This is a genomic window from Agrobacterium sp. D14 (genome assembly GCF_001526505.1).
GTDB classification, from domain to species: Bacteria; Pseudomonadota; Alphaproteobacteria; order Rhizobiales; family Rhizobiaceae; genus Agrobacterium; species Agrobacterium leguminum.
Map to the genome: position 1 here is coordinate 221,307 of NZ_ASXX01000007.1, position 20,160 is coordinate 241,466.

Here is a 20,160-nt window from a genome sequence, read left to right on the forward strand (position 1 = left end):
AAAAATAAGAATGAACGACCCCTTTAAACAAGGCGGAGACGCAAGGAAAGTCCTGATTGCCGGGGAAAACGCCGAAGGCCGCCTCGATTCCTGGCTGGCAGGCGAAGTGGGCGGCGACTTCTCCCGCAGCCGCTTGAAAGCACTGATCGAGCAGGGCGCGGTCTCCATCAACGGCCAGCCGGTGACGGAGCCGAAAAAGAAGGTGCATCCCAAGGACCGCATCGAAATCGTCATGCCCGAGCCGGAAGACCCTGAACCCAAGGGCGAGGACATTCCGCTCGACGTGGAATATGAGGATGAAGACCTGATCGTGCTCATCAAGCCCGCCGGTCTCGTCGTGCATCCGGGCGCCGGCAACTGGACCGGCACGCTGGTCAACGCCCTCATCCACCATTGCGGCGACAGCCTCTCCGGCATTGGCGGCGTCAGGCGACCGGGCATCGTGCACCGGCTGGACAAGGAAACCTCCGGCGTCATGGTCGTGGCGAAGAACGACAATGCCCACCGCCATCTCGCCGCGCAATTTGCCGACCATGGCCGCACCGGGCCGCTGGAGCGCGCCTACAAGGCCGTCGTCTGGGGCCGCCCGCGCACCCTGCGCGGCACCATCGACGCCGCACTCGGCCGCAGCGCCGACCGCACCAAACGCGCCGTCAAGCACGAGGATTCGGACGATGCCCGCGAGGCGATCACCCATTACGAGGTGATGGAACGTTACCATGAGCGGCCGGACGCCACCTGCCTCGCCTCCATGGTGGAATGCCGACTGGAAACCGGCCGCACCCACCAGATCCGCGTTCACATGGCCCATATCGGCCATCCGCTGATCGGCGATCCCGAATATGGCGCGGCCTTTCGCACCAAGGCGAACCTTCTCGAAGAACCGGCAAAGAGCACCGTTCGCGGCTTTCCGCGCCAGGCCCTGCATGCCTATCTGCTCGCTTTCGAACATCCGCGCACCGGCGAGGTAATGGAATTCGAAACCGACCTGCCGGATGACATGGAAGCGCTGACCGCCGCATTGCGTGGCTGAAAACCTGCATGGCGCGGTCAAAAAAACTGCGCCATGCATTTCGCCGGAAGCCCCGGATAATAAAAAAAGATTAGCGGATAGCGATATTCCGCAGTCGGTCCTTTTTATAGACCGCCCCAATTTCGCTTCAATCGTCGCACCTCCTCGGCCCCGCAAAGCCTGAAATCGCCGCCATTGAACCGTGGCGATTTCAAGCCTGCCAAATAAAACCGCAGGGACGCCATTCGTTCGATCCGCCCCCGAACGGAACCGGCATGATGACGGGATCTATCGCATGAATATCGAAGACCGCCGGTTTATCTTTCAGGAGTTGCGCAGCGTCGAAGGCTATATCGACCCGCCCGATGCGCTCGTCTTCAAGGCGCTGTTGCAGGCCCAGACGAAAAGCGGCCTCCATGGCGGCATGGCGGAAATCGGCGTTTATTACGGCCGCTCCTATTTCCTGCTGCGTAAATTCGCCGGGAAGCAGGAAAAGGTGCTGGGCGTCGATCTCTTCGATCTCGATCCGCCCGAAGATGGCAGCCTCGACCAATATGAACGGCTGATGGAAAACGGCCGACGGCTGGGTTTCGCCATGGATGAAGACCTGATCATCAGGGGCGACAGCACGCAGCTGGCGCCCGCCGACATCACCTCCCGCATCGGCCCCGCGCGCTTCTTCAGCATCGATGGCGGCCACAACCTGCACCACGTGCTGGCCGATGCGAAACTGGCGATGGAGGTGATCGCACCGCATGGCGTCATCGTCTTCGACGACACCTTCAATCCCGCCTGGCCGGAAGTGACGGTGGGCGTCGCCGATTTCCTGCGCACCCATGGCCACAGCCTCGTCTGCTTCGGCATGACGAAATACAAAACCTATGTCTGCCGCCGGGAATTTCACGCGACCTATGCGGGCGCGATTGCCGCCGATCCCGATCTGCAGGCGCTTGCCCATGTGGAGACGCAGTTCCTCGGCTCCAAGGTTGTGCGCCTGCACAATCCCATGCGCCGGCGGGTGATGTATGAGCTGATGGTGCGCTCCGGCCTTGGCGGTTTTTCGGAACGAATCTACCGTTCGAAAGTTAAACAGGTCAAAGAAGGTGTCACTGGAACATAACGCATGTGTGAACGCAGCGTTCGCTTGAAACGCAGCGGGCGCGTACATATCTGTCACATGGGTTCGTGCGGGGTCGGTAACGACCCGCAGCTTACGGTGTGCCTCCGGCGGGTCAGTCGCCGATCAAAGAGGGTGCCGTTCCAGACCATAGATAAGGGGGTGCTTTATGGCCCGCAATAGTTTGCCTACGATTACAGCCGGCGAAGCCGGTCTCAATAGATATCTCGACGAAATCCGTAAATTTCCGATGCTGGAGCCGCAGGAAGAATACATGCTTGGCAAGCGTTATGCCGAGCATGGCGACCGCGACGCCGCGCATAAACTCGTCACCAGCCACCTGCGTCTCGTCGCCAAGATCGCCATGGGTTACCGCGGTTACGGCCTGCCGATCGGCGAAGTCGTCTCCGAAGGCAATGTCGGCCTGATGCAGGCGGTGAAGAAGTTCGATCCGGAGCGCGGTTTCCGCCTGGCCACCTACGCCATGTGGTGGATCAAGGCCTCGATCCAGGAATACATCCTGCGCTCCTGGTCGCTGGTGAAGATGGGCACGACCGCCAACCAGAAACGTCTGTTCTTCAACCTGCGCCGGCTGAAAGGCCGCATCCAGGCAATCGACGATGGCGATCTGAAGCCGGAGCACGTCAAGGAAATCGCGACGAAGCTTCAGGTGTCGGAAGAAGAAGTCATCTCGATGAACCGCCGTCTGCATGGCGACGCATCGCTGAATGCGCCGATCAAGGCGTCGGAAGGCGAGTCCGGCCAATGGCAGGACTGGCTGGTGGACGACCATGACAGCCAGGAAGACGTGCTGATCGAACAGGACGAACTGGAAACCCGCCGCCGAATGCTGGCAAAAGCCATGGGCGTGCTGAACGACCGCGAACGCCGCATCTTCGAAGCCCGCCGGCTTGCCGAAGACCCGGTGACGCTGGAGGAACTCTCCTCCGAGTTCGACATCAGCCGCGAACGCGTGCGCCAGATCGAGGTTCGCGCCTTCGAGAAGGTGCAGGAAGCGGTGCAGAAGGAAGCGCTGGAAGCTGCTCGTGCGCTGCGTGTGGTGGATGCTTAAGGCCGAAGTGGCCGTCTTAGTTCTGGATTGAGCTATCCGCTCGTTGAGCCCGCAGATCGCAAGGTCTGCGGGTTTTTCTTTGAGGGAGCAGCGCAGCTGCGCAAAACAGCAGGCGTTGCCCCCTCATCGCCTCGCTACGCTCCGGCACTTCTCCCCGGCGGGGAGAAGAAGCTGGGGAACCGTCTCGTTCCGTATGAGACTTCGGGTAAGGCTTTTTATGGGTCGATAGGGCGCGGCAAATTCTTCTCCCCGCCGGGGAGAAGTGCCGGAGCGCAGCGAGGCGATGAGGGGGCGAGCTATCGGTGGAACGCCCCCTAACCATCACTGTCCGGTCGCCGGCGTTGCCGCCGCCCATTCGCTGAGCGCCTTGTCGAAGGCGGCGATGCCGTCATTGCCCTTTTGCAGGGTCAGCAGCGCACGCCGACCGTTGCGGTAGGACACCGGAATGTCGATCCAGTTGCGGCTCTTCAGAAGCTCCAGATTGGTCTTCATCGCATCCGGGAAGTCGTTGAGCGCGATCATGTGGAAATCGTCGGTGATCTTGGCCGGAACCGCGATCAGCGCGTTGCCGCGATCCTGCTCGGTGCTCTTCATCGCGATGCGCTGGACGCTGTCGATAGCGCCGCCTTCGAAGCCGGGCGAAACCGAGAAGACGATCTCGATCAGATGGCTGGCCGGCAGCGACGGATCGGTATTGCGCTTGAAGGTGATCAGCGCGCTGAGGCCACGGCCGGGAACGGTGATCTGGCCCTGCACGGTCGGAGAAGGTTTGCCCTCACCGTCGTTTTCCTGCTGCAGCGACCAGGAAACGCTGCCCTGAATGGCGGTCGGCACCGTCTGGCCCAGCACTTCCTCATAAAGGAACATGCGGTCGCCGGCGGCGGCGGCAGGCTGCTGCGCCGGCGGCGTGCCGGCAGGCGTTCCGGCGGGCGCAACGGCATTATTGGCCGGAGCCTCGCCCGCAGGCGGCGGCGCGACATTCTGCTCATAGACCGACTGGCCTTCGGCGGTGACCGGCTGGCCGTTCGCACCGGCGGCAGGTCCCTCGTCACGCTCGGTGCCGTCGGCCAGAAGCCGCTGGGTGAACTTGGTGCCGGTGACGGAGCCGTCATCGCCATGGGTCGGGGTCTGATGGTTGGTCGGGGTTGTCGGCTGCTGCCCCGTGGCGGGCGGCTGCTGGGTCGCCGGCGGTGTCGAGGTCTGCGCCTCACCCGTGCCGTTCGAAGCCGTCTGGCTGGTGCCGCCGTTCTGTGCGGAACTGACCAGCCCGCCGACCATATCGTTCAGCGCATCGCGGTTCATCCACACGGCATAACCGCCGCCGGCAAGCAGCGCCACGCCGACGAGGGCCAGAACCAGCGACGCATAATTGCGGCGCGGCTTCTTCTTGACCATATAGGCAGGCGTTGCGGCGGCAGCGCCCACGCCATTCGTTTCGCCCGAAGCCTGACGGGTGGAGGACGACGCGCCGTCATAACCGATCAGCTCGTCCAGATCGTCCCAGGGCGTGCGTTCCTTGTTGTCCTTTGCAGCTGCCTGATCGCCGAAGAGATCGTTATCCGCGCGCGGCAGCGCCGGCGCTTCCTTGGCGGGAATGGCAATATCCGCATCCTGGAAATAGGACGAGAAATCCTCGACCACGGCCGCCTTTTTCGGAGCCTGCTCTTCCGGCTGCCGATGGTCGTCAAAATCGTGCCGGCCGCCAAACGCCGGAGCATGCTCCACGGCGGCGGGGCCGAAATGGTCGTCCGTCTCGCGCCGCTCATCCTTTTCGTAAGGGGCGGGCTCGAAACTTACTTCCGGCTCCTGGTAATGCTGAGCGGCATAACCGGCAACGAGCGGACGTTCGTCGGTCTCGTTGCGAACCTCTTCATATTCCTCGGCGGCCGGACGCGCATCGTCGTCCTGCGCTTCGTCGAGCTTGCGCCAGTCATCCTCATCCACCGGCTGCGCCCAATGGGAGGGAACGGAATCATCAGCAGCGCCGAGCGCCGTTTCAGGCTCCGGCTGATGAGCCGGCTCTTCATCCGTCCGTGTGAAATAGGTGCCGACGGCTTCGTCGGAAGCGTGCGCCGGGGCGGGAGCGGCATGAACCGTTTCCGGCGCATCATAAAGCTCTTCCGGCTCGCGGTCGCCGTGATGCGGCTCCTCATCGGCAGCGGTGTCAGCGTGCCGGGGCTCTTCCTCTTCGACCGCTTCTTCGTAAGCCGGCTCCGATTGCGCAGGTTCAGCGGATGCCGGCTCTTCGTAGGCCGGCTCGTGCCGCGCCTCTTCCCGGTCGGCATCCTCTGCCGGCTCGGCGGCGCGGGCCTCGTCTTCGTCGGCAGCATCCTGCTGGTAATAGGATGCCGCCGTCTCTTCCGCAGCGGGAGAGACAGCGTCATCATCCTCCAGCGCCGGAAGCGCCTCGGCATATTCGCTGTCCACCTCGGCTATGGCGGCGTCCAGCTTGGCGATCTGCCGGCGCAACAATTCTTCCGGCGGACGTGGCTTCATATTCTCGAGTTGGCGCACAACCGCACTGCGCGCCTTGTCGTAAACCTTCGCCCGGTTTTCGGGAGTATTGTTCGCCAAGCCATCCACGGCCTTGCGAATGACTGCTACAAAATCCGCCATAAGCACTTTCTCGTCGTGACCGGCGACGTACCGGCCCGATATGGTTTATGAATCTAGATCGCCGAGGACATTAATCCTCAAACGGATCAGTCACAAGTATGGTGTCGTCACGCTCCGGACTTGTCGACAGAAGTGCGACAGGCGCCCCGATCAATTCCTCGACCTGACGGACATATTTGATTGCCTGAGCAGGCAAATCCGCCCATTTTCGGGCACCGACGGTAGATTCCTTCCAGCCTTCCAGCGTGACGTAGATCGGCTCGACGCGCGCCTGCGCGCCCTGGCTTGCCGGAAGATGGTCGATTTCCTGCCCGTCCAGCTTGTAGCCGACGCAGATTTTCAGCTCGTCGAGACCATCCAGAACATCAAGCTTGGTGAGCGCGATGCCGGTAATACCATTGGTGGCGACCGACTGGCGCACCAGTGCGGCGTCGAACCAGCCGCAGCGGCGCTTGCGGCCGGTGACGGTGCCGAATTCATGACCCTTTTCGCCGAGGAACTGGCCGATCTCGTCATTCAGCTCGGTCGGGAACGGACCTTCGCCGACGCGGGTGGTGTAAGCCTTGGTGATGCCGAGAATATAACCCAGCGAACCCGGACCCATGCCCGAACCGGCGGCGGCCTGGCCGGCAACCGTGTTCGAAGAGGTCACATAGGGGTATGTGCCATGGTCGATATCGAGCAGCGAGCCCTGAGCGCCTTCGAACAGGATGCGCGCACCGGCGCGGCGCTTCTTGTCGAGCAGCAGCCAGACGGTTTCGCTGAAGGGCAGGATGCGCTCGGCAATCGAGCCCAGCTCTTCCATGATCGTCTCGTGCGAGACTTCGGTTGCACCGAAACCGCGGCGAAGCGCATTGTGATGCGTCAGAATACGATCGACCTTGGCGGAAAGCGCCTCCATGTCGGCGAGATCCATGACGCGGATGGCGCGACGGCCAACCTTGTCTTCATAGGCCGGGCCGATGCCGCGGCGGGTGGTGCCGATCTTGGTGCCGCTGTTCGAGGCCGCGTCTTCGCGCATGCCGTCCAGCTCGCGGTGCAGCGAAAGAATGAGGGTGGCATTGTCGGCGATACGCAGGTTTTCCGGGGTAACCTTCACACCCTGCGCTTCCAGACGGCCGATTTCGGCGATCAGCGCATGCGGATCGACCACGACGCCATTGCCGATGACGGCGAGCTTGCCGGGACGCACAACGCCGGACGGCAGAAGCGAAAGCTTGTAGCTGATGCCATCGATGACAAGCGTATGGCCGGCATTATGGCCGCCCTGATACCGCACGACGACATCTGCCCGCTCGGACAGCCAGTCGACAATCTTGCCTTTGCCTTCGTCGCCCCACTGCGAGCCGACCACCACAACATTCGTCATTTCTTGCTTTCCTGCTCATGGCGCTTGCGCGCCCGATAACCCGATGGGAAACCCAAACCCGCGAATGTATACTGTGTTGTTTTACGGAAAGCGACCCTGTTTCTTATGGAGAATTTTGCTTTTTCCGTGACAAGGCGCGGATTTCCCGCATTATCTCGCCCCGTGGGGGCCAAGCGCGGGCGCAAGACCGCCATTCACCCCTTAGCCGTTTTCCCGCCCCGTGAAGAAGCGAAACATCAGCGTGCCCTCCAAAGCCTATATCGCCCTCATCATCGCCACGCTCTGCTGGGGCGGCAACACCGTTGCCGGCAAGCTGGCCGTCGGCCACATCAGCCCCATGGCCTTCACCTTCCTGCGCTGGGTCTTCGCCGTCGCCATCATCTTCGCCATTTCCGTACCGCAGCTCATCAAGGACTGGCCGGTGGTGCAAAAACGCCTGCCCTATTTCCTCGTGCTCGGCAGCGTCGGTTACACCGCCTTCAACGTGTTTCTCTACACGGCCCTGCAACACACCTCGGCCATCAACGCCGCCGTCATCCAGGCCGGCATTCCCATGGTCATCTTCGTGCTGAATTTCATGCTGTTCCGCACCCGCGTGCTGTTCGGCCAGATCGCCGGCTTCTGCCTCACCATTGCCGGCGTGGCGCTTCTCGCCTCGCATGGCGATCCGGTCTCGCTGCTGCAACTGGAAATGAATGTCGGCGACGCGATCATGCTGCTCGCCGTGCTGGTCTATGCCATCTACACCGTCATCCTGCGGTGGAAACCCGCCGTCGACTGGCGCACGCTGATGGCCATCCCCGCCTTCTTCGCCCTCGTTACTCCGTGCCGCTGATCTTCTGGGAAATCTCACGCGAGAGCGTCGTCTGGCCGGACCAGAAGGGCTGGGTGCTGGTGGTCTATGCCGCCATTTTCGCCTCTCTCGTCGCGCAGATCCTGTATATCAAGGGCGTTGAACAGATCGGCGCCAACCGCGCCGGCCTCTTCATCAACCTCGTGCCCGTCTTCGGCACCCTGCTGTCCGTCGTTGTGCTCAGCGAAACCCTGCACACCTATCAGATCGTCGCTCTCATCATGGCGCTGGCGGGCATTGCCGTCGCGGAACGAAAAAAATCGCCGGCTTCCTGAACCAACAGGGTCAGGAAAACCGGCGCAGTCTGGCAGGCATGAAAGAATGGAGCATCGGATCGAAAATCTTTCCGATGCTCGAACGAAAGCTCAGAGCGCGGTTTCGCGCTCGGCCGGAGAAAAGACGGCGTTGCCAAGGACGATATCGCCCTTGTCGGTGGTGACGATCAGCACTTTTTCGAGCGATCCGTCATTGTTCAGCGAAAAGGCAAGGCGCAGCGCGCTGGAAGACCAGCCAGCGCCGGCAAGGGCCGTGCGCTTGATGGCGGCGCAGTCACCGCAATCGCCAAGGCTCAACGACGGCGTTGCCGGAACATCGGTTGCAAAACCGGAGAAATAATCGTCGAGCGCGCCCATGGTGGCGTTCACATCGCGGTTGACGCGCAGCAGTTCCTCGCGGCGCTCACCGGTCAGCAGTGCGGCGATGGTGGAAACGCATTGGCCGGCGGAAAGAACGCAGCCGTCGAAACCGCCCGGCGCGGAAACACCGATCTGCGTCACCGCAGACTTCTCGACGGCGGCAAAACCGCGGGCAAAACCGGCAGCGCCAGCCGCGTCGGCATGATTGGACATGGAAGCAACGGCAATTCCGCAGATGGCGGCAGCAATAATCTTCTTCAGCATTTCATACCCCGTTTGCGATCCGCCGGCTTGTGCCGGTCTCGATTTCTGTTTTGTGGAGCGTCTCTTTCAAAGGCCGCTCCCCGTCTGTGATCCCACAATGGCACAGCACTGTTTTCAGCCGCTTTAAGCCGATTGCTACAATTTTATCGGTTTTCATTTTTGTACAGCGGACGCTTTTTTTCGAATATGCGCCGACACCGTCACCGCGAATTCCGCGGCAACGTTGGGAAGCGATATAGGGGCCGCATCGCTGCGGGGGTATCAAAGGGTATTGCAGGGTTTGCAGACGATGCGGCCCCGGCTTGAAACATATGACCCGCCCGCCAAACCGGTTCCTGTTTGGAGGATGGGCATATGCCGGCCGCCTCAACCGTGACATCGGGAAACTCCCCGGTTTCGGCCGCCTGCCCCGCCCACCTTGCGCCGCGCGCACGCCTGATGACCGGGATGAGCCAAGTATAGCCGGGCCGGCGGGACCGTGGACGTGCGGGGATGAACGCTTCTTGAAAGAAGGCGCCCGGAAGGCGGCCTCGCCCCATCCCGGCCACAGGAATTTTCAGCGGGTTAACGGCCGGCCGATCGGCGGCATTTGAATTAACCTTGTCTTAAAACCCGACGTTAATGGTTAGCAATTTAAGAATAGCGGAACGAAAGGGTTCCGTTATGCGTGGCGTATTTGCCGTTGTTTTTCTGATGCTCGTTCTGGCCGGCTGCGCCACCGCACCGTCGCAGGTGACCAATGCCTGTGCGATTTTCGAGCAGCGGAACGGCATCTTCAACAATTGGCGGCGCGATGCGAAAGCGGCCGAGCGGGAATTCGGCGTGCCCGTGCCTGTCATGATGGCGACGATCTATACCGAATCCGCCTTCCGCCCCTATGCGCGGCCACCGCGCACCAAGCTTCTCGGCTTCATTCCCTGGACACGCCAGTCGAGCGCGTATGGTTATGCACAGGCGCTGGACGGCACATGGAGCGTTTACCAGCGTGAAACCGGCCGCTGGTCGGCAAGCCGCACCGATTTCACCGATGCCATCCACTTCGTCGGCTGGTATCATGCCAAGAGCCGGCGCGAAAACGGCATTTCGCTGAACGACCCCTATAATCTCTACCTCGCCTATTATTCCGGCCATGCCGGTTATGCGAAGGGCAGCTGGCGCAACAATTCCGCGGTCCAGAAGGCCGCCCGCCGCTCCGCCAACATGGCGCTGCGTTACGAGGCGCAGCTGCAGCAATGCGGATATCGCTGAGGCGGCGGCACAGGCGAATGCCGGCTTAAAAGCCGGCATAATGCAGACATTCAGCTAAGCGTTATAAGCCGCCAGAAAACCCCTGACCGCATCGATCTCGCCCGAGCGGATTTCATGCCCGCCCGGATGCCACACGGTTTCCACCGTGCCGCCCTGTGCCTTGAGGCTCTGTTCCAGCGCCTTCGTCAGCGGCACCGGGCAGATCGGATCGCGCTCGCCGGCCGTGATCAGCACCCGGCGCGAGGCTTTGGCGGGGGAGATTTTCGGTTCGAACGGGATGAGCGGATGCATCAGCACCGCCGCATCGAAAAGCCCGGGCTCTTCGATCAGCACATTGGCGAGAATATTCGCGCCGTTGGAAAAGCCGAGGCCGACGATCGGACCGGCCTGATAATGCTCCCGGTTCGCCCTGATGAAGTCCGCCATCTTGACGGTCGCCCGTTGAAGGTCGGCCATGTCGTAGACGCCCTCTCCCGTGCGCCTGAAAAACCGCGCCGCGCCATGTTCGGAGACATCGCCGACGGGTGAGAGAATGGTCGCCTCAGGCAGCAGGCGCGAGCCGAAATCGAAGAACTGGTTTTCATCGCCGCCGGTGCCGTGCAGCAAAACGAAAAGCGGTGCACCGGCAGCGCCGGCGCGGGATTTGTGGAAATAGCTGTCCCTGGTCATGGGAGGATCCTTTCTGAAAGGAAGAGGTTCAACGGCTTCCGCAAGGTCTCTTCGGCCAAGCGGAGCAATCATATGAAACGAACGGACACGGCTTGTTTCTTCTCCCCGCCGGGGAGAAGTCCGCGTTAGCGGGATGAGGGGGCAAGGGTGCGGTCTATCGTGAGCGTTGCCCCCTCATCCGACCCTTCGGGCCACCTTCTCCCCGAAGGGGAGAAGAAATACGTGGCCATGTCCCGCTAAACGCTATCGAGCGGTCAAACCGCCTTCTCGTCCCCCAGCGGCTCCAGATGCTCTTCAAGCACGGAGCGCAGATGCGCGTGCTGGGTCGGCAGCTTCAGCGCCTCGCCGAGATGGGCGGTGTCCTCGTCGCGGTCGAAACCGGGTTCGTTGGTGGCCACTTCGAACAGCACGCCGCCCGGCGTGCGAAAATAGATCGCCCAGAAATAATCGCGGTCGATGACCGGTGTCACCTGATAGCCGGTATCCATCAGCGCCTTGCGCACCTCCAGCTGCTTTTCACGGTTTTCGACCGCAAAGGCGATGTGGTGCACGGACCCCGCACCCAGCCGCGCGCCAGAAATATTCGGCATGGTTTCGATGTCGATGAAGTCGGCACCGTTGCCGCCGGGAATGCCGAGGCGCAGAACGCCATCCTGACGATCCACTTCCTGATAGCCCATGAATTTCAAAAGCTCGGCGGTCGCACCTTCATCGCGAAGCCGCAGCGAGGCGCCCTGAAAACCATGGATCGCCTGATCCGCACCGACGCCATTGCCGATCCATTGCGCGCGGCTGTCGTCCCTGACCTCGACCAGCGCAAAACCGTCGCCATCCGGGCCGGCAAAATGCAGGCGCTTGTCGCCGAAGGCCTCGTCGGCCTTCAGGCCATCCACGCCGGCCTTCGAAAGGCGCTCCTGCCAGTAGCCGAGCGATCCTGCCGGGACGGAAAACAGCGTGGTGCCCACTTCACCCGTGCCGGGACGGCCACGGGCGATATGCGGGAACGGAAAATAGGTCATGACGGAGCCGGGCGTGCCGACCTCATCGCCATAATAGAGATGATAGACGTCAGGCGCGTCGAAATTGACCGTCTTCTTCACCCGGCGCAGGCCGAGCGTATCGGTGAAAAAACTGTTGTTCTGGCGCGCGCTCGCCGCCACGGACGTGACGTGGTGCAGGCCCTTGATCTGGTTGAGCATGATAAACCCCTTTTGCCTGGCGGGCCTCACGGTTGGGGCCTGCCCTGTTCATGGCGTAAAGATGGGGTAACAGCGCTCTCAGGCATAGAGAGGACAACGGGAACGGATTGTTCCCGAATGATGAACGATAAAACCGACTGTTCAACGAGCCCGATAGGGCAGCTCAATGATCGTCGGCGACGCCCAGGGTCCAGTAGCCGACGGCGCGCAGCGATGCTTTCGGGAAAGCGATCTCGTCGGTAAGGAAGGATTTTGCCGCCCTCGCCTCGGATTTTTCGCAGGCGACAAAGACGTGCAGGCCGTCATGATCCGCGCTCCAGCCATGGTCGCGCAGCGCCTTTTCGATGAGGCCGGATGTGCCGGCGGGCTTGCCGCGGCGATAAAGCCATGTCCACTCGACATTTGCCGCGCAGACGATCTCCTGCCGCTCGGCTTCATCGTCGATTTCCGCATAGACGCTGAGCTTTTTCCCGGCCGGCATTTCGGCCGCCATGCGCAGCATCACCGGCAGCGCCGTTTCGTCACCGGCAAAGACATAACGCTCGGCTTCCGGGCAAACACCGCTCGGGCCGATGATGCCGAGAACATCGCCGGGCTTCGCCGTCGCGCCGAAGGTTGCGCCCGGCATGTGGTCGCCCTCATGCATGACGAAGTCGATATCGACTTCACCGCGGGCGATATCGCCGGAACGGATGGTGTAGACACGCCGTGTGAGAAGATCGTCGCCCGCCGGCCAGACGATGGCGCCGGTGGGCGCAAGATAAGGCCAGACCGGCGCGCGGGCCTGATCCGGCACCAGAAGCAGGCGCACATGCATGCCGCCGGTCAACAGCCTTTCGATGCCGCTTTCGACGGAAACCACCAGCCGGCGCATATGCGGCGTCAGATTATAGGCGCGGGCGACCTTGCCGACGAAGAGATTGGGCAGCTCACGCTGTTGCGCGCCATGGCCGCTCCAGCGGAAATCCAGCCCCGTCTCGCCGGAAAACTCGACGATATGCTCGGCCACCATGGCCTTTACCGACATCAATATATGTTCGGAAATGCAGCTCACCCTTGCGGCGAAACGGCCGCCCTCGGCGCTGAAGCTGCCATGGCCGTATTCCGTCTTGAACCGCACTGTCGCACCTTCGCGTTCCATCTCCATATGCTCGGAGAAATGATCCTCGAAAGCATCGACGATCGACAGCGGATCGGGCAGCGAGACGGAGGTTTCGGCAGACAGGAGAGACACGGGCATAATCCTTCACTTTGCAGTCCGGTTATCTTTAATCCCGACAACCGCAAAGCGTAAAGGTATTTTATGAGTGTCTAGAGAAGGTTTTTGTCGCTTCCCACCGTTTCCGGCAATTGCCAGTCGATCGGCTGGCGGCCATGGGAGGCGAGAAAGGCGTTTGCCTTGGAAAAATGGCCATTGCCGAAAAAGCCGTTATGGGCCGAAAGCGGAGACGGATGCGGCGAGCGCAGCACGAGATGCTTGCGCTGGTCCACGAAGGCCGCCTTCTTCTGTGCATAGGAACCCCAGAGCAGGAAGACGACATGGTCGCATTCGTCGTTGACGGCGCGGATGACGGCGTCGGTGAACCTTTCCCAGCCCTGCCCCTGATGCGAGGCGGCGCGGGATTCTTCCACCGTCAGCACGCTGTTGAGCAGAAGCACGCCCTGTTTCGCCCAGCTTTCCAGAAAGCCGTGGCCCACCGGGCGAATGCCGAGATCGCTCTGCAATTCCTTGTAGATATTGACGAGCGAGGGCGGAATGCGCACGCCGGGCTGGACGGAAAAGCACAGCCCATGCGCCTGACCGAGCCCGTGATAGGGATCCTGGCCTAAAATGACGACCTTGACCTCATCGAGAGGCGTGAGATCCAGCGCCCGGAAATATTCCGCACCCTTGGGAAAGATGCGCTTGCCGGCGGTCTTTTCGGCAAGCAGGAACTCCTTCAGCTTGAGCATATAGGGGCTGGCGAATTCGCCGGAAAGAACGCGTTTCCAGCTATCCTCGAGTTTGACGCCTGCCTCTGCCATGCCCGTCTCTCCCATAATCGCGCTTATTTGAACCGGTTGCCGCGTTGCAGCACTTCGATCTTGTAACCATCCGGATCGCAGATGAAAAAGTATTTCGCGAAAGGCTGGCCCTTATAATCGGCTTCGATGATTTTTCCGGGGGAAAGGCCGATCTCGGTGAAGCGCTGATGCTCGCCATCCACATCGGCCACGCTGACCGCAAGGTGACCATAACCGTCGCCCAGCGCATAGGGCACTTCGCGACCCCGGTTGACGGTCAGTTCCAGCTCGAAATCGCCCTCGGCATTGCTGAGATAGATCAGCGTGAAGTTTTCGAACTCGGCGCGTTCCGCAACCTCAAGCCCGAAAGCCTGTTTGTAAAATTCCACCGAACGCTTTTCGTCCAGCACCCGGACCATCGAGTGGATCAGCTTGGCCATGGTGTTTTCCTTCTTCTTCTTAACCTTTGACGGCCCGGTTATGCTCCGGGCATCGCGGCCCAAGGGGATAAAGACTGCGTGCTTCGCTTTCAACCCTAAAGGCGCTTTTAGACCGACGGGCCAAACGCCGATCACGATAAATGTGATGAAGAAAACCTCTGCTTCGCCCCGTGCGGTAAGGCTCTGCGACAAGGGCCTGCGGCAACAGGGCTCACAGATTTCATGCCGCCGCTCTATCATGAGTAGAGAACTCATGATACCGGCTTATGCATGCGCCTTCTTTATCTCTGTCTTGGCTGGCTTATGGTCGCGACCGGCATTGTCGGCGCGTTTCTTCCCGTTTTGCCCACCACGCCGTTCCTGCTTCTGGCGCTCTGGTGTTTTTCCCGCTCCTCGCCAAAACTCGAGGCATGGCTGCTGGCCCATCCCAGATTCGGCCCTTCGCTGCGGCGATGGCGCGAACGTGGCGCAATCGCCCGCAACGCTAAGGTCGCAGCACTTTCTGCCATGTCTGTCAGTTACGCCGCTTTCTGGTTTCTGAGCGAGCCGCCGCCGCTGCGGGCCGCCATCGTCGCCGCCGTCATGCTCGGCTCGGCGCTCTTCATCGCCACCCGTCCGGAAAGCTGAGGCGAAGGACAGTCCTTAACGGTGGCGCGACTGCGGCAGCACGTAAGGAATATGCCGCGCCGGCAACCGACCGACGACGCCGCCAATGCCATAGACCCTTGCGATCGTCTCGTCGCTGATGGTTTCCTGCGAGGGGCCGCTCGCCGTCACCCGGCCGCCATGCATGACGATAAGTTGATCGGCAAATTCGGCCGCAAGGTTGAGGTCGTGCAGGATAGCGAGCACCAGCCCGCCGCCGCTTGCAAAGTCGCGCGCCGTTTCCAGCACGGCGATCTGGTGGCCGATATCGAGGCTTGCGGTGGGCTCGTCGAGGAAGAGCGCCCGCGCCTCGCCATTTTCCATCGGGTTCGGCACCTGCGCCAGCGCCCGGGCAAACTGCACCCGCTGCTGTTCTCCGCCGGAGAGCATGTTGTAGGACCGCTGCTCGAAACCGCGCAGCCCGGCCCTGGCAAGCGCGCGGCGTGCCTGCTCTTCCGGCGCGCGGGACCCCTGTGCGACAGCCCCCATCCGCACGATTTCGAGCGCGGTGAAGGGGAAAGCAAGCTGGGTGCTCTGCGGCAGCACGGCCCTGAGACGGGCGAGCTGGACCGGCGTGAAGGCCGGCAGGTCAATGTCGTTATAGGTCACCGAACCGCCCTCGGCGCGCATTTCGCCCGAGAGAACCTTCATCAGCGTGGATTTGCCCGCACCGTTGGGGCCGATGATGACATTGACCTTGCCGGGCTTCAGATCGACGCTGACCGCATCGAGAAGCCGGCGGCCGGAGCGGATGAGGGTGAGGTTTTCGGCCCGGATCATGACATGTTCCGCATGGAAAAACCGCCGCGTCCCAATAGCAGGAACAGGAAGACCGGCGCGCCGATGAGCGCCGTGACGACGCCGATGGGCAGTTCCGCCGGCGACGCGACGGTGCGGGCGAAACTATCGGCCAGAAGCAGAAGCGCTGCGCCGCCAAGTGCGGAGGCCGGCAGCAGGAAGCGGTGCGACGGGCCGATGGCGAGCCGCAGAAGATGCGGCACGACGATGCCGACAAAACCGATGGAGCCGGCCGCCGCCACGCTCGCACCGCAGGCGGCGGCAACGGCCAGAATGACGATCCGCTTCAGCCGCTGCACCGGAATGCCCATGTGAAAGGCGGCGGCATCGCCGAGAATGAGCGCATCCAGCCCGCGCGCAACGAAGGGAATGATGGCGAGCACGATGACGATGAAGGGCAAGGTGGCGAGCACCTTGGCGGGCGTGGCCCCGCCGAGCGAACCGAGCGACCAGAAGGTAATGTCGCGCAGCGCCCGGTCATCGGCCATGAAAATCATCAGCCCCATCAGCGCAGCGCTGATCGCCGCCACCGCAATGCCGGCCAGAATGAGCGTGGTGGTGGAGGTGGCGCCGTCCTTCGTCGCGATCAGGTAAAGCACCCAGGTGTTCAGCAAACCGCCGAAAAACGCCATCAGCGGCAGAAAATGCGGGCCGAAAAACACGGCGACGGTGGCAAGCGTACCTTCCCCGAGAGAAATGGCCGCGACCGCGAACAGCGCCGCACCCGAGGTGACGCCGACAATGCCGGGATCGGCCAGCGGATTGCGGAACAGGCCCTGCATCATCGCCCCCGAAACGGCAAGCCCCGCGCCGATCAACATGCCGAGCGCCGTGCGCGGCAGACGAACCGCCTCAAGAATAACCCTGTCGCGCGCATCGAGCTGATCCGCGCCGCCGGTGAAATAGGCCCAGAGTTCGGACATGCCGACGCCCGTGGGTCCGCTGACCAGCGACACGCCACAGGCAAATAGCAGGATACCGACGAGCACGGCGAGGGTGACGACCCCCTGGCGGGATCTGTCGCCCGCAACCCTGCCTTCAGCGGAACTCAAGGCTGCAAGGCTCACGGCTTCACCACCTCAGGATAGAGCTTAGCTGCCAGCTCGCGGCCCGCAGCGGGCGTGCGCGGGCCAAAACCGATGAGATAAAGCCCATCCATGCTGATGAGCGCCTTGCTGGCGGCGGCAGGCGTGGACTGGAAAGCCGGCAGCGCGAAGATCTCTTCCGCCTTGGCGGCATGGTCGCCGCGCGCCATGGTCAGCACCAAATCGGGTGCCGCGGCAATGACCGCCTCATCCGTCAGCGGCTTGTAACCATTGATCTCCTGAGCCGCATTGATGCCGCCCGCCATTTCTATGATCGCGGCCGCTTCGGTATCCTTGCCCGCCGCCATGATGCGGCCGCCGGCGGTGGAAAGCACGAAGAGAACCCGCTTTCTGCCCTTTTCCGGCACGGCCGAAACATCCTTGGCGAGCGCATCGAGCCCGGCCTTGGTCTCGGCAGCCAGCGCCTTCGCCTTGTCAGAAAGCCCGACCGCCGCGCCGACATCCTCGATCTTTTTGGGGATGGCGTCGCCGCTCGGCGGCGTATCGACGGTGACGAAAGGCACCGCACTTGCCTTCAAGATGGCGATGACATCGGCCGGGCCGGACCCGTCTTCGGAGAGGATGAGATCGGGCTTCTGCGACAGGATGCCTTCGGACGAGAGCGCCCGCATGTAACCGATATCCGGCTTGGCAAATGCATCGGCCGGATAGCTGCTGGTGCTGTCACGCGCAACGACGCGGTCTCCTGCGCCCAGCGCATAAAGGATTTCGGTGACCGTGCCGCCAACCGCGACGATGCGTTTCGCTTCCGGATTGCCCTTGTCCGAAGCCATGGCGGCAGGTGCGGCAAAGGCGATTGCGGCGGGCACGAGGGCGGCGAAAACGAAGGAACGAAGGCGGGAATTCAACATGGCGCTATCCTGAAACACGACCCGGCGCGGCTTAGCCCGCGCCATTTAATCTTGAGTTCTTTACACATGTTTATGGGCGGCGCAATCGATAAGTGGAGTAAATTTGTTCGCTTTGTCGTGAACCCCTTTCCAACCTCCCTGCGGCTGGATATCCTGACTCAAACTGGAAACTTAAAGGGAGAATTTCATGTTTATCGCAATGAACCGCTTTCGCGTCGTACCGGGTTATGAGGAAACCTTCGAATCCATCTGGCGCGAGCGCAAATCGCATCTGAGCGAATTGCCGGGTTACATCGAATTTCACATGCTGAAAGGCCCGAAGGCGGATGACCACACGCTTTATGCCTCGCACACCGTCTGGGCCACCAAGGACGATTTCCTCGCCTGGACGAAATCCGAACAGTTCCGCGCCGCCCACGCCAAGGCCGGCGAAAACCGCGGCAAGGTGGAATATCTCTCCGGCCCGCATTTCGAAGGCTTCGACGTCATCATCCATGAAGACAAGAATGGCGAACGCCGTTCGATTGCCGCCTGAGGCCGCCCGATGAGCATTGCAGCCCAAAAGACCGACGACGACAGGCAGGCCCGCGCCGCCGCTGCGCTCGCCGAAAAGCCCGATGGCATCGTGGAGGCCATCGCCGCCAAGGCCGAGGTGACGCCTGCCGAAATCCTGGCGATCCTGCCGGAAGGTGCCGCCGTTTCCGCTGCCGCCGACCGCTTCGACGCCATCTGGAACGAGATGCGCGGCTGGGGCGAAGTCCTGATGATCGTGCAGACCGGCGATATCGTGTTCGAAGTGCCGGGCCACCTGCCGGAAGGCAGCGAAAGCCACGGCTGGTTTAACATCCACGGCGACAGCCCCATCGGCGGTCACATCAAGAAGGACAATTGCGCCGGCATCACCTTCGTCGATCGCGGCTTCCACGGCCGCCGCTCCTGTTCCGTCTGGTTCATGAACGCCGCCGGCAGCGCCATGTTCAAGATTTTCGTCCGCCGCGACGAGAACAAGGAACTGCTGGCCGGGCAACTGGCGAAGTTCGAAGCGCTGCGGGACGGTTTCCGCAGCTGAGACCTGTGGGGAGGCTGCCAGCAGCCTCCCCGCTGCTTTCATAATCGCACGCGTCATCATTCGCCCGGGACCTCTCCGGCTCACGCGTGAGAAAACAACCACCGGTTCATCGCCCGTTCAGTGCCATTTTTTATCATCCGCTGAAATTTGATCGGCACCAGCACGGAGCAAGCACCATGACCGACCGCCAACCTCTTCTTTCGCGCCGCAGTTTCGCCGGGCTTGTTGCGCTTGCGCCGCTTTTTGCAGCGGGCGGCGCGGCTGCCGCACCGGCAAGCCTGCGCGGCAGCGTTTCCTATCGCGAGCGCATCGCCCTGCCGCCGGGCGCGACCGTCACCGTGCGACTGATCGACGTTTCGCTGGCGGATGCGCCGTCGCAGACGATTGCCGAGACCACCATTCGCCCGCGTGGCCAGGTGCCGGTGCCCTTCGTGCTGCGTTATGATGACCGCGACATCCGTGGCCGCCGCTCCTATGCGCTGAGCGCCGAAATCCGCGACCGCGACCGGCTGCTCTTCACCACCACCCGCCGTTATTCGGTGCTGACCGGCGGTCGCGACGATACCGATCTGGTACTGGAGCGCGTCGGCGCGGGTCCGGGCCGGCCGGAGCCGGAAGCCGGTATCGACGGGCGCTGGCTGGTGCAGGACATCCGCGGCGAGCGGGTTCGCGGCCGCCGTCAGGCGACGCTGGAAATTACCCGCGAGGGCCGCGTTTCCGGCAATGCCGGTTGCAACGGCATCGGCGGCGAGGTGAAGATCAGCCGCAACCGCGTCGATTTCGGCCGGATGATTTCCACCCAGATGGCCTGCGCGCCTGACATCATGCGCCAGGAACGGCAGTTCATCGAAGCGCTGGAAGGCGCCCGCTCCTTCAGGCTGGAGCCGCGCCGCGGCACGCTCGAACTGCTCGACGGTCGCGGCCGCACGGCGATGCGCCTGCGCCGCGCCTGAGGCCGGCAACCTGCCGAAACACCCTGCGTCGCCGTGCTGGCCCAAACGGTGCTGGCCATGGAACATTCCATGTCGCTTCCGGCACGGCGCGCTGGCCTTTCCCGCCCTATGACTTTGGCTGCGTTCGTCTTGACGCTTTGCTCCGCCGCAGAGCTGCGCTATGGAACGCGCCGAACTGCGCCGGCTGATGCCGGCGCGACGTCTTTGAGGGAAAACGAATGACATCCTATGTTCTGACCG

19 protein-coding genes and 1 pseudogene are annotated in these 20,160 nt (G+C 62.2%); 9 read left to right on the forward strand and 11 right to left on the reverse strand.

Annotated features, from left to right (window positions below):
* Positions 1-10 precede the first annotated feature (10 nt).
* The 3 genes from L901_RS06345 (at position 11) to rpoH (ending at position 3,201) form a co-directional block, all read left to right on the forward strand.
* Positions 11-1,033: an RluA family pseudouridine synthase gene (locus tag L901_RS06345; protein WP_035259711.1), complete on the forward strand. Its 1,023-nt coding sequence runs from the start codon at positions 11-13 to the stop codon at positions 1,031-1,033.
* Between the two features lie 274 nt (positions 1,034-1,307).
* Positions 1,308-2,132 carry a class I SAM-dependent methyltransferase gene (locus tag L901_RS06350; protein WP_059754558.1) on the forward strand — a complete coding sequence of 275 codons (825 nt, stop codon included), beginning with the start codon at positions 1,308-1,310 and terminating at the stop codon, positions 2,130-2,132.
* Positions 2,133-2,298: 166 nt separating this feature from the next.
* Entirely contained in the window at positions 2,299-3,201 is a 903-nt protein-coding gene (gene rpoH / locus L901_RS06355) for an RNA polymerase sigma factor RpoH (protein ID WP_003522581.1), read from the forward strand.
* Positions 3,202-3,522: 321 nt separating this feature from the next.
* On the opposite strand, the gene L901_RS06360 is transcribed toward rpoH, so the two are convergent.
* Entirely contained in the window at positions 3,523-5,817 is a 2,295-nt protein-coding gene (locus L901_RS06360) for a hypothetical protein (RefSeq protein ID WP_059754561.1), read from the reverse strand.
* A 70-nt stretch (positions 5,818-5,887) separates the two neighbouring features.
* Positions 5,888-7,186, reverse strand: coding sequence for an adenylosuccinate synthase (locus L901_RS06365; RefSeq protein WP_003522583.1), 1,299 nt, complete (start codon positions 7,184-7,186; stop codon positions 5,888-5,890).
* Between the two features lie 241 nt (positions 7,187-7,427).
* On the opposite strand from L901_RS06365, the pseudogene L901_RS06370 reads away from it, so the two are divergent.
* Positions 7,428-8,314 (forward strand): annotated as a pseudogene (locus L901_RS06370) (DMT family transporter).
* A 90-nt stretch (positions 8,315-8,404) separates the two neighbouring features.
* Here the strand turns inward: L901_RS06370 and L901_RS06375 are convergent.
* Positions 8,405-8,938 carry a transglutaminase-like cysteine peptidase gene (locus L901_RS06375; protein ID WP_059754564.1) on the reverse strand — a complete coding sequence of 178 codons (534 nt, stop codon included), beginning with the start codon at positions 8,936-8,938 and terminating at the stop codon, positions 8,405-8,407.
* Between the two features lie 663 nt (positions 8,939-9,601).
* Between L901_RS06375 and L901_RS06380 the strand changes: the two genes are divergently transcribed.
* Positions 9,602-10,186 carry a transglycosylase SLT domain-containing protein gene (locus L901_RS06380; RefSeq protein ID WP_003522586.1) on the forward strand — a complete coding sequence of 195 codons (585 nt, stop codon included), beginning with the start codon at positions 9,602-9,604 and terminating at the stop codon, positions 10,184-10,186.
* A 54-nt stretch (positions 10,187-10,240) separates the two neighbouring features.
* Here the strand turns inward: L901_RS06380 and L901_RS06385 are convergent, their stop codons facing one another.
* The 5 genes from L901_RS06385 to L901_RS06405 all read right to left on the reverse strand — a co-directional run bounded on the left by L901_RS06385 (position 10,241) and on the right by L901_RS06405 (position 14,498).
* Positions 10,241-10,855, reverse strand: coding sequence for an alpha/beta hydrolase (locus L901_RS06385; protein WP_059754628.1), 615 nt, complete (start codon positions 10,853-10,855; stop codon positions 10,241-10,243).
* A gap of 254 nt (positions 10,856-11,109) precedes the next feature.
* On the reverse strand, positions 11,110-12,054 hold the full coding sequence (locus L901_RS06390; RefSeq protein WP_059754566.1) for a VOC family protein: 945 nt from the start codon (positions 12,052-12,054) through the stop codon (positions 11,110-11,112).
* Between the two features lie 163 nt (positions 12,055-12,217).
* Complete coding sequence (locus L901_RS06395; RefSeq protein WP_059754569.1) at positions 12,218-13,294, reverse strand: siderophore-interacting protein; 1,077 nt, start codon at positions 13,292-13,294, stop codon at positions 12,218-12,220.
* Between the two features lie 71 nt (positions 13,295-13,365).
* Positions 13,366-14,079, reverse strand: a complete 714-nt coding sequence (gene ung / locus L901_RS06400; protein WP_059754572.1) for a uracil-DNA glycosylase — start codon at positions 14,077-14,079, stop codon at positions 13,366-13,368.
* Between the two features lie 23 nt (positions 14,080-14,102).
* Positions 14,103-14,498, reverse strand: a complete 396-nt coding sequence (locus L901_RS06405) for a VOC family protein (RefSeq protein ID WP_003522591.1) — start codon at positions 14,496-14,498, stop codon at positions 14,103-14,105.
* A 270-nt stretch (positions 14,499-14,768) separates the two neighbouring features.
* Between L901_RS06405 and L901_RS06410 the strand changes: the two genes are divergently transcribed.
* Positions 14,769-15,125, forward strand: a complete 357-nt coding sequence (locus L901_RS06410; protein WP_059754575.1) for a YbaN family protein — start codon at positions 14,769-14,771, stop codon at positions 15,123-15,125.
* Positions 15,126-15,140: 15 nt separating this feature from the next.
* On the opposite strand, the gene L901_RS06415 is transcribed toward L901_RS06410, so the two are convergent.
* From L901_RS06415 to L901_RS06425, 3 genes are read right to left on the reverse strand one after another with little or no spacing between them, the layout of a single operon-like run.
* Entirely contained in the window at positions 15,141-15,923 is a 783-nt protein-coding gene (locus tag L901_RS06415; RefSeq protein WP_059754578.1) for a heme ABC transporter ATP-binding protein, read from the reverse strand.
* Positions 15,920-17,008, reverse strand: a complete 1,089-nt coding sequence (locus L901_RS06420; RefSeq protein ID WP_059754580.1) for an iron ABC transporter permease — start codon at positions 17,006-17,008, stop codon at positions 15,920-15,922. The genes L901_RS06415 and L901_RS06420 overlap by 4 nt, the downstream gene beginning before the upstream one ends.
* Positions 17,005-17,898: a hemin ABC transporter substrate-binding protein gene (locus tag L901_RS06425; protein ID WP_059754633.1), complete on the reverse strand. Its 894-nt coding sequence runs from the start codon at positions 17,896-17,898 to the stop codon at positions 17,005-17,007. Before L901_RS06425 ends, L901_RS06420 begins: the two co-directional genes overlap by 4 nt.
* Positions 17,899-18,085: 187 nt before the next feature.
* Here L901_RS06425 and L901_RS06430 point away from each other — a divergent pair, with 187 nt between their 5' ends.
* The 3 genes from L901_RS06430 (at position 18,086) to L901_RS06440 (ending at position 19,920) form a co-directional block, all read left to right on the forward strand.
* The gene (locus L901_RS06430; protein ID WP_003522597.1) at positions 18,086-18,433 is read left to right on the forward strand and encodes an antibiotic biosynthesis monooxygenase; all 348 of its coding nucleotides are present in this window, start codon (positions 18,086-18,088) and stop codon (positions 18,431-18,433) included.
* Between the two features lie 9 nt (positions 18,434-18,442).
* Positions 18,443-18,967 carry a heme utilization cystosolic carrier protein HutX gene (gene hutX / locus L901_RS06435; protein WP_059754583.1) on the forward strand — a complete coding sequence of 175 codons (525 nt, stop codon included), beginning with the start codon at positions 18,443-18,445 and terminating at the stop codon, positions 18,965-18,967.
* 176 nt (positions 18,968-19,143) lie between these two features.
* On the forward strand, positions 19,144-19,920 hold the full coding sequence (locus L901_RS06440; protein ID WP_059754584.1) for a YbaY family lipoprotein: 777 nt from the start codon (positions 19,144-19,146) through the stop codon (positions 19,918-19,920).
* The last annotated feature ends 240 nt before the right edge of the window (positions 19,921-20,160 follow it).